This is a genomic window from Nocardioides sp., from assembly GCF_004803405.1.
Taxonomy (GTDB): domain Bacteria; phylum Actinomycetota; class Actinomycetes; order Propionibacteriales; family Nocardioidaceae; genus Nocardioides; species Nocardioides vastitatis.
Window position 1 is genome coordinate 1 of record NZ_SSXI01000030.1, and the last position, 10140, is coordinate 10140.

12 protein-coding genes and 2 pseudogenes are annotated in these 10140 nt (G+C 69.7%); 6 read left to right on the forward strand and 8 right to left on the reverse strand.

The annotated features are described in order from the left end of the window. Positions 1-197: 197 nt before the first annotated feature. Complete coding sequence (locus E7Z54_RS02160) at positions 198-785, reverse strand: TetR/AcrR family transcriptional regulator (protein ID WP_136431361.1); 588 nt, start codon at positions 783-785, stop codon at positions 198-200. 99 nt (positions 786-884) lie between these two features. Here E7Z54_RS02160 and E7Z54_RS02165 point away from each other — a divergent pair, with 99 nt between their 5' ends. From E7Z54_RS02165 to E7Z54_RS02175, 4 genes and pseudogenes are all read left to right on the forward strand, one after another. Next, positions 885-1391: an HPP family protein gene (locus tag E7Z54_RS02165; RefSeq protein ID WP_136431379.1), complete on the forward strand. Its 507-nt coding sequence runs from the start codon at positions 885-887 to the stop codon at positions 1389-1391. 64 nt (positions 1392-1455) lie between these two features. After that, positions 1456-1674, forward strand: a pseudogene (locus tag E7Z54_RS23925) (leucine zipper domain-containing protein); the annotation flags it as partial. A 78-nt stretch (positions 1675-1752) separates the two neighbouring features. Then, entirely contained in the window at positions 1753-2166 is a 414-nt protein-coding gene (locus E7Z54_RS23930; RefSeq protein WP_240769474.1) for a DUF2784 domain-containing protein, read from the forward strand. Between the two features lie 63 nt (positions 2167-2229). Beyond that, positions 2230-3711: a hypothetical protein gene (locus E7Z54_RS02175; protein WP_136431363.1), complete on the forward strand. Its 1482-nt coding sequence runs from the start codon at positions 2230-2232 to the stop codon at positions 3709-3711. 179 nt (positions 3712-3890) lie between these two features. Here E7Z54_RS02175 and E7Z54_RS02180 read toward each other — a convergent pair whose 3' ends face one another. The 3 genes from E7Z54_RS02180 to E7Z54_RS02185 form a co-directional block, all read right to left on the reverse strand. Further along, positions 3891-4091: a hypothetical protein gene (locus E7Z54_RS02180; protein ID WP_136431365.1), complete on the reverse strand. Its 201-nt coding sequence runs from the start codon at positions 4089-4091 to the stop codon at positions 3891-3893. An 85-nt stretch (positions 4092-4176) separates the two neighbouring features. After that, the gene (locus tag E7Z54_RS24140; protein ID WP_276606192.1) at positions 4177-4311 is read right to left on the reverse strand and encodes a hypothetical protein; all 135 of its coding nucleotides are present in this window, start codon (positions 4309-4311) and stop codon (positions 4177-4179) included. Positions 4312-4361: 50 nt separating this feature from the next. After that, complete coding sequence (locus E7Z54_RS02185; RefSeq protein ID WP_136431367.1) at positions 4362-4814, reverse strand: winged helix-turn-helix transcriptional regulator; 453 nt, start codon at positions 4812-4814, stop codon at positions 4362-4364. Positions 4815-4894: 80 nt separating this feature from the next. On the opposite strand from E7Z54_RS02185, the gene E7Z54_RS02190 reads away from it, so the two are divergent. Continuing rightward, positions 4895-6340 (forward strand): MFS transporter, encoded by a 1446-nt coding sequence (locus E7Z54_RS02190; protein WP_168798123.1) that lies wholly within the window; start codon positions 4895-4897, stop codon positions 6338-6340. Here the strand turns inward: E7Z54_RS02190 and rpe are convergent. The 3 genes from rpe to E7Z54_RS02205 are packed head-to-tail and all read right to left on the reverse strand — an operon-like array spanning position 6297 to position 9165. Then, positions 6297-6965 (reverse strand): ribulose-phosphate 3-epimerase, encoded by a 669-nt coding sequence (gene rpe, locus E7Z54_RS02195; RefSeq protein ID WP_136431369.1) that lies wholly within the window; start codon positions 6963-6965, stop codon positions 6297-6299. The genes E7Z54_RS02190 and rpe overlap by 44 nt on opposite strands. A 23-nt stretch (positions 6966-6988) precedes the next feature. Continuing rightward, the gene (ligD, locus tag E7Z54_RS02200; RefSeq protein WP_136431371.1) at positions 6989-7948 is read right to left on the reverse strand and encodes a non-homologous end-joining DNA ligase; all 960 of its coding nucleotides are present in this window, start codon (positions 7946-7948) and stop codon (positions 6989-6991) included. Further along, positions 7900-9165, reverse strand: coding sequence for an MFS transporter (locus E7Z54_RS02205; protein WP_136431373.1), 1266 nt, complete (start codon positions 9163-9165; stop codon positions 7900-7902). Before E7Z54_RS02205 ends, ligD begins: the two co-directional genes overlap by 49 nt. Positions 9166-9225: 60 nt before the next feature. On the opposite strand from E7Z54_RS02205, the gene E7Z54_RS02210 reads away from it, so the two are divergent. After that, a complete protein-coding gene (locus E7Z54_RS02210) occupies positions 9226-9597 on the forward strand; it encodes a MerR family transcriptional regulator (protein WP_136431375.1) in 372 nt (123 codons plus the stop codon). A 6-nt stretch (positions 9598-9603) separates the two neighbouring features. On the opposite strand, the pseudogene E7Z54_RS02215 reads toward E7Z54_RS02210, so the two are convergent. Beyond that, positions 9604-10140 (reverse strand): annotated as a pseudogene (locus tag E7Z54_RS02215) (methyltransferase domain-containing protein); the annotation flags it as partial.

Sequence of the window (10140 nt, forward strand, 5' to 3'; positions counted from 1 at the left end):
CTACGGCTCCAACTGGGGCCATTTCAGACTGGCACACTCAGGCGCGTCGTCCGCTGGTCTTCTTGGCGTCGCCATGGCACCCACGCCCTCGACTCACCCACCCTCCACCCACCCGACCACTAGTTGTTGCTGGCCAGCAGGTTATTGACACCGGTCAGCTGGCCTACGCGTGGCGGCAGTCGAGATCTGCATTGCCATCAGCCGGTGGCACCGTGTTGAAGTAACAGTTGCGCCGCTCGCCGAGCTTGACCGGCAGCCTCCGGCGACCCACTGATCCCCGCGGTGACCATGCATCCCTCGGCGAGGAGGAAGATGGCGTCGGCGATCGATCGCGGCGCACCGGCTTCGGTCGCGAGTTCAGTCACGTAGGCGCGGAACCTGTCCTTGTGACGTTGAGCCGCCCCTCGAATGGCCTCGGATGTACCTCCGAGTTCGCCGTGAGCGTTGATCCAGGCGCAACCACGGTGCCCCGGGCCGGCAAGCCAATCAGACAGCCAATCGAAGATCGCCAGCACTCGTTGGCTGGGGCTGCGGTAGTGGTCGACGTGCTCAGCGAGACTCACGTGCCATCGGCGGTCGCGCCCGTCGAGCATCGCAACGGCCAGGGCTTCCTTGCCTGGAAAGAGTGCGTAGATGCGCTTGAGCGGTAGCCCGGATGCTGCTCGAACCTCGTCCATTCCGACCGATTGGTACCCGCGCTCGTAGAAGAGGCTCTCCGCCGCGTCGAGCAGCAGTTCGCGGCCGGTCAGGCTGCTGTCGGCGGTGGCGTCGTCGATTGAGGACATCGTGGGGTGGCCCTTCGCGCTTTGACGGGAGAACGTGCGTTCTCTACTGTACCCACATCGAGCGAGAACGAGCGTTCTCACCTGACGGGAAGGCCACGGATGAAGACAGCAACCACGTCCACCTCAACCCTGACGAGCCGAGCACCGGCTCGTCCGCCGCTTGCGACACTGCTTGTGGCGACCACGACCTCGGCGCTAGCGCTCAGCTCGCTGGTTCTTCTGGGAGCGCTGAGTGGGCACGTCCTGCTCATCCCGCCTATGGCGGCAAGCATGGCCCTCGTGGCAGGTGCTCCGACCCTCCCGCTGTCTCAGCCGCGCAGCGTTATCGGCGGACAGGTGATCTCTGCGCTCGTTGGGGTCTCTGCTGGCACGCTCAGTCATTCGCTCTGGGTTGCAGCCATCGCTGGCGGTCTGGCGCTCGGAGCCATGCTGGCAACACGAACCTCGCACTCGCCGGCAGCGGCGACCGCCGTGATCGGCGCGCTCACGACCTCAGGTCAGGCGTCGTTCGTCGTCTGCGCGGGGATCGCGGCGATCGCTCTGGTCGCAGCCGGAGTGATCCGCTCGAGGCTGACCCGCGCCTCCTACCCCGCCTACTGGTGGTGATGCTTCGCTGACGAGCCCCTGGGGGGTTCGCTGCTCCGCGGTCAGCGACCCCTGGGCTGCTCCGATGACCCATCGCAACGCGCCGCTGTCGATCGAAGGTCGACGCCGACTCGTCGAGCGTTGCAGGAACCGACCCATGGCCCACGCAGCCGCCGAGATGGGTATCTCCCGAGCCTGCGCGTCGAAGTGGGTAAATCGGCATCGCCGCTCTGGGGAAGTAGGCCTGCTGGATCGCTCGTCGACTCCGCGCCGCCAGCCATCAGCCACGAAGACAGAGGATCTCGGTCCTCAGGAGGCCGCGTTCCGAGTTTCCCCAGGTCGGGGGTTTCCGAACGGACGCGGGACGGGGATTCTTGGAGGCATGGTGGTTCCGACGCCTGTCGAGGACCCGCTCCAGTGGCTTGCGGAGGCCGCAGCGTGGGCGACAGTGGTAGCGCACTTCGCATTCCTGTTGTACGTCGTGTTCGGGGGCTTCCTGGGCATGCTCCAAACCCGCTGGTTGTGGATGCACCTGGCGTCCTTGGCATGGTCGATCACGGTGACCGCGACGACCCTCACCTGTCCGCTGACAGGGGTCGAGAAGTGGCTGATTCGTCAGTCGGGCGGCACGCCGTACGACGGCACATTCATCGACCACTACCTCGAAGGTCCCCTCTACCCGGTGGGATACGACGCTCATGTCTGGTACGGCGGCGCCTTCGTCGCGCTGACGTCGTACGGCGTGGTCGCAGTCCGCCGGCACCGCCTGAAGGCGCCGGTCACGGCGTCGGGCTGATCGGCGGCGGCCGTGAGCTCCGGGCCTGCATTCGTTTCGGCCAGGGCGCAGCCAGGCGGCCGGATGTTCCTGCGGGAGCCCGCAGCAGTTGTCTCCTGGGCGTGCCTCGTCGTGGTGCTCGTACGCCTGACCTACGTGACGCAGCCGCTGCGCTACGACGAGTCGGGCTACCTGATCGTGGCGCGCCAGTGGGACGGTGACGGTCCGTTCCTGTACGGCGACTACTGGGTCGACCGTCCGCCCGGCCTGCTGCTGATCTTCCGGGTCGCGTCCCTCTTCGACTCTGACCGCGCGGTGCGGGTTCTCGCGATCCCCTTCGCCCTGATGTTCGTCGTCGCGGCCGCACGCGCCGCCTGGATCCTCGGCGGCGCTTCCTCGGCCCGGCTCGCTACCTGGATCGCGGGCGCGCTGGTTGCCACGCCGGCCACCGGGGCGGACCAGGCCAACGGCGAGCTGTTCGCCGCTTCCCTGGTGATGGCCGCGATCGCCTTGCTGATCGAGGCGTGCAACCGTGACACCGCCCGGGCGCGCTGCGGGCTCGCGACCGGAGCCGGGGTGCTCGGTGCCGCTGCTCCGTTGGTGAAGCAGAACTTCGTCGAGGCACTGGTGTTCGCCGCGGTCATGCTGACGGTGACGTGGCGGTCCGGACGAGATCAGCGTCCCGGGACGGCTCAGATCGCCGGGGCCGCGCTGCTCGGAGCAGCGCTGCCGTCGGTCGCCCTTCTCCTCTGGACCTACGGATCCTGGTTCGACCTGGGAATGGTGGCCTACGACCTGGTCGGCTTCCGGGCGGACGCGCTGGGAGTGATCCTCGAGTTCCGCTCGCAGGCCACGGTCTCTCGCGGGTACGTCCTGATCATGCTGGGGATCGTGAGCGGGATCGTCCCGATCCTCGTCGACATGGCGGGCGCGGGGTGGCGTGGGCGGCATTCCGGCTCCCCTGCCGGATGGGCGACCGCCGCCATCGCGGCACTGGGAGTGCTGGGCATCGCCGCGGGAGGCAGCTACTGGCCGCACTACCTGCTCCAGTTGGCTCCGGCGACCGTACTCGGCACGGCCCTGATGGCCACGGGTGCCAGGCGTCGGACCGTGCAGACCATGTGTGTCGCTGCGGCCTGTTCGGCAATGCTGGCCTCGACCGGGATGGCTGCCTTCTACCTCACCTCGCCGCCCGGGACCTGGCCGCATCGGACCGGCGAGTGGGTGAAGGCATCGAGCGCGCCCGGGGACACCGCGGTGGTGGTCTACGGCGCTGCCGCGGTCCAGCACAGCTCTGGGCTGGACTCGCCGTACCCGTATCTGTGGAGCCTGCCCGTGCGGGTGCTGGACCCGCGGCTCGACCGGCTCGAAGCGACACTCAGTGGACCTGATGCGCCGAGCTGGATCGTGCAGGCGAGGAGCTTCGACGCATGGGAACTCGACGAGGACGGGGGCCTGCGCGCGACAGTGGAGCATTCCTATCGCGTCGTCGCGAAGGTGTGCGACAAGCCGGTGTGGCTCCGACGGGACTTGACCCGCGAGCTGGCGGAGCTCCCTGACTGCTGACCACGATGATGGGATGGGCGCATGTCAGATCGGGTGCTCAGCATCAACGCCAGCGTTGCTCTACTTCACCGGCCCTCGGCTCCGACTGGCGCGAGCATCGAGGGCGATCCGTGCTGAACAGGTAGCTGCCGACCGTGCCAGCTGACGAGGAGCGGCGCGCGACGGATCACTCCGTCTGACTAGTCACGATGCTTATGCAGGTGCCGCACGGTGACGGCGGCGGCGCAGGCCACCACCACGTAGATCGCGATCTCCGCGGACCTTCCCCGAAGCCCGGCGAGTCCCAGCACCACGCCGCCGGCCACGATGACGAGGACGAAGAGAACGCTAGCGGTGACGATCTCGACGCTCTGCCGGTCTCGCCTCGCCTGCTCCTTCATGAGCTCATCCTGCCTCAAAACGCCGGCGAGGCCCGCGAAGATCCGGTCCGGACCGAGAGCCCGGACCGGAGCCGTCACGCGTGGATCAGCGGTTCTTGCCCGTGGGCGGCACGATCGAGACGTTCTTGGCCTCGGCCTTCGCGTGCTTCTCGGCACGCTTCTCCTTGATCGACTTGCCCGCCTTCTTGGACAGGTTCTGGCGGGGCGACTTGTCGGCCATTGCTACTCCTCTGAGAGGAAGCCTGAATGGCTTCTTCCACCAATGTACGCCTACCGGTGGTGCTCGACCGGCCCGGTCCTGGCGTCGAACTCCACACGGGCGCGGACGATCTCCGCCTGGTGCTCCTCCGTCCAGCGCACCAGCGGCTCGATGGTGCCCAGCAGGGTGCAACCCAGGTCCGAGAGCGCGTACTCCACGCGGGGCGGAATCTCCGGGTACGCGGTCCGCCTCACCAGGCCGTCACGCTCGAGGTTGCGAAGCGTCACTGTCAGCATGCGCTGGCTGATCCCGTCGATCTCCCGCCGGAGCTCGTTGAAGCGCATCGTCTCTCTCTTCAGCAGGGAGACGACGAGCAGCGACCACTTGTCAGCGACGCGGTCCAGGATCTGACGGACTTCGCAGTCCTCGCGGGTGTCCCACTGGAAGGCGTCCCAGACGTCGGCGTCACAGCCCTCGGGCACTGCGCAGTGACCAGGTGACTTCGAAGTGCCTTCTTCCGCCATGCCTCCACTCTCCCCGAGGATGGGCGCGGTTACAAGAAGTAACCAGGGATGGATGAGTAACCACAGAAGCGGAGCGGCCAATGACCGGCACCCCGACCCTCGAGGGCGACAGCAGGCGGCGGACCTCACCGCGAGCGTGGGCGTTGCTGCTCGTCGTCTGCGGCGCCCTCTTCCTCGAGGGGATCGACATCGCGATGCTCGCCGTCGCGGTGCCCGCAATCAGCAATGATCTGGGCCTTGCCGCCGGGCAGGGCCACTGGACGATCAGCGCCTACGTCCTCGGCTACGGGGGATTCATGCTCCTCGGCGGAAGGGTGGCCGACCTGCTCGGACGCCGACGGGTGTTCCTGACGGGGCTGTGGGTGTTCGTCGCCTTCTCCGTGCTCGGTGGGTTGGCCGACACGGGCTGGTTGCTCATCGCGGCGCGCTTCGCCATCGGGGTGGCGGCGGCCTTCATGACTCCGGCCGGGTTCAGCATCGTGACCACGACCTTCGCCGAGGGGCGGGCGCGCGACCGCGCACTCTCCATCTACGGGGCGGTCGGGGCCGGGGGGTTCACCCTTGGCCTGGTGGCCGGTGGACTTCTGACCAGTGTCAGCTGGAGATGGGTCTTCTTCGCTCCGGCGCTGATCGGCGTAACCCTGCTGGTCGCCGGCCACCGCTTCATCCGGGCCGACCGGGACCTGCCGGCAGCGAACCGTCGGAGCTTCGACGTCGCCGGCGCCCTGACCGGTACGGCCGCCATGGTGGCCCTGATCTACGCGATCGTCAGCGGCGGCGACCACGGCTACGACGGCGGGGCGCTGGTGGCGGGCGCCGTCTCGGTCGCCCTCGCGCTCGCCTTCGTCACGATCGAGAGGCGCTCGGCCGCACCGCTGTTGCGCCTCGGCATCCTGCGGGAGGGGGTGCTGGCCCACGTCAGCGTCGGCGGGCTCCTGTTCATGGGAGCGTTCTTCGGCTTCCAGTTCGGCCTGACCCTGTACCTCCAGGACCTGCGCGGGTGGACGCCCTTCGAGGTCGGGCTCACCTTCGCAGTGATGGGTGCCGACCTGGTCCTCGCGCCGGTCCTCGCCCCGTGGCTGGTCGGGCGGTTCGGAAACGTCGCGGTGATGACCGCGGGCTTCGTCGCCGCGTTCGTCGCCTATGCGCTGGCACTGCGCCTCGACGCCGCCTGGGGGTACGTCGACCTGCTGCCCTCGCTGCTGCTCGTCGGCGTCGCCTTCGCGCTGGTCTACGGACCGCTGACGTCTGCTGCGTCCGACGGGATCGCCGAGGAGGAGCACGGGGTTGCGGGAGGCGTGGTCTACACGGCGTTCCAGTTCGGCGGTGCGCTCGGACTGTCAGCGGTGACGACCGCTCTCCTCGCTTCCGGAGCCACCGAGCCGGCGCTCGGTGACTACCGACGCGCCATGGTCGTCCCAGCGGTCGGGGCGCTGCTGGCGGTGCTCGCGGGCCTCGCGGCCTGGGGACGTCGAGCGCGGGTCAGCGCTGCTGCGCGGCGGTCGCGGTCTCTCGCAGCGCGGTGACCATCTTGTCCGGGTCGGCCGCGGAGTAGACCGCCGAGCCGGCGACGAAGACGTCGGCGCCGGCCTCGGCGCACCGCTCGATGGTCTCCAGCGAGACGCCGCCGTCGACCTGGAGCCAGGTCTCGACGCCGTGCTTGTCCATCAGCGCCCGTGCGCGGCGGATCTTGGGGAGGCACAGGTCGAGGAACCTCTGTCCCCCGAAGCCGGGCTCGACGGTCATGATCAGCACCATGTCGAGCTCGGACAGCATGTCCTCGTAGGGCTCGATCGGCGTCGCCGGCTTCAGCGCCATGCTCGCCCGGGCGCCGGCGGCGCGGATCTCCCGCGCGAGCCGCACCGGCGCCTTCGCCGCCTCGACGTGGAAGGTCACCGAGCCGCAGCCGGCCTCGACGTACTCGAGCGCGTTGCGGTCGGCGTCCTCGATCATCAGGTGGGCGTCGAGCGGCACCGAGCTGCTGCGGGCGAGCGCCTCGACCATCGTCGGGCCGAAGGTGAGGTTCGGGACGAAGTGGTTGTCCATCACGTCGACGTGCACCCAGTCGGCGCTCGGGATGCGGGCGACCTCCTCGCCGAGCCTGGCGAAGTCGGCGTTGAGGATGCTCGGCGTGATCTGGATGTGTCCCACGGGCGGCGAGTCTAGTGGGCGCACTACTCCGCCTCGGACGGCTCCTCCTCGTCGTCGAGGTCGTCCCGGTCCGCCCACTCGAGCAGCGGGGCGATGTCGAAGACGTGGTCGTCGATGTCGTGGTGCAGGTCGCCGATCTCGGCGAACCGGGCCGGGACCGTGCGGATCGTGAACTCGCGCGGGTCGGCGTCGTCGATCTCGTCCCACCGGATCGGCGTCGAGACCCGGGCGTCGGGCAGGCCACGCACGGAGTAGGCGGCCGCGATGGTGTGGTCCCGGGCGTTCTGGTTGTAGTCCACGAAGACGGCGTCCGGGTCGCGGTCCTTCTTCCACCACGCCGTCGTCACCAGCTCGGGCGCGCGTCGCTCGACCTCCTTGGCGAAGGCGAGCGCGGCTCGTCGTACGCCCTTGTGGTCGCGGTCGGGCCGGATCCGCACGTAGACGTGCAGTCCCTTCGACCCGCTGGTCTTCGGGTAGCCGACGGCCCCGAGCTCGTCGAGGACCTCGTGCGCGACATGCGCGACCTTGCGGACCGTGTCGTACGACGCCGTCGGCCCGGGATCGAGGTCGATCCGCCACTCGTCGGGCATCTCGGTGGCCCCGCGCCTGCTGTTCCACGGGTGGAACTCCACGGTGGACATCTGCACCGCCCAGATCACCGACCCGAGCTCGGTCACACAGAGCTCGTCGGCGGTCCGCTTCCAGCGCGGGAAGAACAGCTCGACGGTCTCGACCCACGGTGGCGCTCCGGACGGCAGTCGCTTCTGGTGCACCTTCTCCCCCGCCAGCCCCTTCGGGAACCGGTGCAGCATGCACGGCCGCTCCCACAGGGCGTTGACGATGCCGTCCCCGACGGCGAGGTAGTACTCGACCAGGTCCAGCTTGGTCGCACCGATCTCCGGGAAGTACACGCGATCGGGGTTGCTCACCCGGATCACCCGGTTGTCGACCTCGATCTCGACTGCGGTCGACTCGCTCGCCATGCACCGAGGCTAGCGGCAGGCCGGGACCCGCCGGCGGCGACGAGGCCGACCGCTGCGGCCGCCACCAGGACGGCCGCCGGAGCTGCCAGGGCCTCGGGACCGCTCCGCGCGACGACTGCCGAGGCGAGCGCGGCGCCGACAGCGATGCCACCGTTGAACAGCACGGGGATCAGCGCACCGGCGAGCGATCGGTGCTCGGGACCCGCCAGCCGCAGGATCAGGGTCTGCGCCAGCGGCGGCAGCGCGCCGGACGTGACGCCCCAGAAGGCGACGACCACGACGCCCGCGAGTGCGTGCCGCTCCGCCGCGACCAGACCGAGGACGGACACGGCCGTCGCAAACGTCGTGGCCGCCAGCGCGGTCCGGGTCCGGTCAAGCACCCGGCCGGCCAGAGCCACCCCGACAGCCGAGGCGAGGCCGAAGATCAGCAGCAGGCCACCCATGCCACCCGGGACGACGTCGGCCGGATGCTCGGCCAGTCGGGTGATGAAGGTGTAGGCACCGTAGTGGCCGACCAGCACGAGCGCGACCAGGACGGTCACCACCGCCATCGGACGGATTCCCCCTCTGGTGCCACCAATCGCCGTGCCACCGGTCGCCACGGCCGGCGTGTTCGGGACCACGGCCCGCACCAGGCCCGCAATGATCAGGCTCGCTCCGGCCAGCACCCAGAACGATGCTCGCCACCCTCCGACATCGGCGATGACCCGCCCGATCGGCGTGCCGAGGACCATGCCGATGGTCGCGCCGCCCAGCACCACAGCCGTCGCCCGACCGAGCAGCCGGTCCGGCACGAGACTCGCCACGTGCGCGTTGACCGTCGCCCACAGCAGACCGACCGACGCCGCGCCGAGCATTCGCGCGCACAGCACCACGGCGTACGACGGCGCGATCGCCGTCGCCGTGGCGGCGACGCCGAAGACGAGAAGGCTCCCGACCACGACCGTCGGGCGGTCCACCCGTCGGGTGAGTCGTACGAGCGGGAAGCTGGCGATCACCACGACCGCTGCCCAGACACTCACCAACAGCCCGGTGCTGGACTCGGAGACACCCAGCCCGGCACTCATCTGCGGCAGCACGGCAGTCGGCAGCATCTCGCCGGTCACCATCACCAGCGTCGCTGCGCCGAGGACGAGGAGCGCGGGCCAGGGCAGCCCCTGGTTCGTGATCGGGGTCGGGGTCGTGGAGCCGGTGGAGGCGGGGGCTGTTGTCGTCATGCCCGCAACGCTAAACTCTGACACTGATGTCAATGTCAAGGTCTAGGTGAGGCAGCAGACATGAAGATCGGTGAGCTGGCACAGCGGACCGGGGTGGCGAGCCGCCTGATCCGCTACTACGAGCAGCAGGGACTGCTCAGTGCGGACCGCGAGCCCAACGGCTACCGCGCCTACACCGAGGCCGACGTCGACCGCGTCGGCCGGATCGCCGGCCTGGTGCAGGCGGGTGTCCCCACCCGGCTGGTCAAGGTCCTGATGGACGCGGAGGAGGCGTGCGCCCGCGAAGAGTCCACCTGCTCGTCCGAGGTGGCGGCGCTCCTCGCCGCAGAGCTCGTCGGCCTCGAGCAGCGGATCACCTGCCTGACCACGAGCCGCGACACGATCCGCACCTACCTCGAGCGGACCCGGGCGGGTATGCCGGCACGCGCCTAGCGCCGCTCAGCGGTCCTTCCGCACCAGCGCCAGGAACATCGCGTCGGTCCCGTGCCGGTGCGGCCACAGCTGCGCGGTGTCGGGCAGCGGCCCGTCGGCGTCGGTGACGCCGGGCAACAGCGGTCGGACGTCCTCCAGGCTCAGCTCCGGCCGCGGCGACACCACCGCGGTGACCACGTCCGCGGTCTCGCTGCGAACCGGTGAGCAGGTCGCGTAGAGCAGAGCGCCGCCTGGCCGCAGCACCCGGACCGCCTCCTCGAGCAGCCGGCGCTGCAGCAGGGTCAGGTCCTCCAGGTCCTCGGCAGTACGACGCCAGCGGGACTCCGGCCTGCGGCGCAGTGCCCCGAGGCCGGTGCAGGGCGCGTCGAGCAGGATCCGGTCGATGCTGTCGTCGGCGAACGGCGCCCGGGTGCCGTCGGCGTTGAGCACCCCGAGGACACCGGGCGCGCCGACGCCGCCGGTCGCACGGGCGACCAGCCGGGCGCGGTGGTGGTGGATCTCGGTGCCGACCAGGGTGGCGCCGCGCTCGGCGGCGAGCGCGGC

Bases quoted from the DNA above. Each gene is read 5' to 3' on its own strand.
- E7Z54_RS02160 (WP_136431361.1), bottom strand. From the start codon at position 785: ATGTCCTCAATCGACGACGCCACCGCCGACAGCAGCCTGACCGGCCGC.
- E7Z54_RS02165 (WP_136431379.1), top strand. From the start codon at position 885: ATGAAGACAGCAACCACGTCCACCTCAACCCTGACGAGCCGAGCACCG.
- E7Z54_RS23930 (WP_240769474.1), top strand. From the start codon at position 1,753: ATGGTGGTTCCGACGCCTGTCGAGGACCCGCTCCAGTGGCTTGCGGAG.
- E7Z54_RS02175 (WP_136431363.1), top strand. From the start codon at position 2,230: ATGTTCCTGCGGGAGCCCGCAGCAGTTGTCTCCTGGGCGTGCCTCGTC.
- E7Z54_RS02180 (WP_136431365.1), bottom strand. From the start codon at position 4,091: ATGAAGGAGCAGGCGAGGCGAGACCGGCAGAGCGTCGAGATCGTCACC.
- E7Z54_RS24140 (WP_276606192.1), bottom strand. From the start codon at position 4,311: ATGGCCGACAAGTCGCCCCGCCAGAACCTGTCCAAGAAGGCGGGCAAG.
- E7Z54_RS02185 (WP_136431367.1), bottom strand. From the start codon at position 4,814: ATGGCGGAAGAAGGCACTTCGAAGTCACCTGGTCACTGCGCAGTGCCC.
- E7Z54_RS02190 (WP_168798123.1), top strand. From the start codon at position 4,895: ATGACCGGCACCCCGACCCTCGAGGGCGACAGCAGGCGGCGGACCTCA.
- ligD (WP_136431371.1), bottom strand. From the start codon at position 7,948: ATGGCGAGCGAGTCGACCGCAGTCGAGATCGAGGTCGACAACCGGGTG.
- E7Z54_RS02205 (WP_136431373.1), bottom strand. From the start codon at position 9,165: ATGACGACAACAGCCCCCGCCTCCACCGGCTCCACGACCCCGACCCCG.
- E7Z54_RS02210 (WP_136431375.1), top strand. From the start codon at position 9,226: ATGAAGATCGGTGAGCTGGCACAGCGGACCGGGGTGGCGAGCCGCCTG.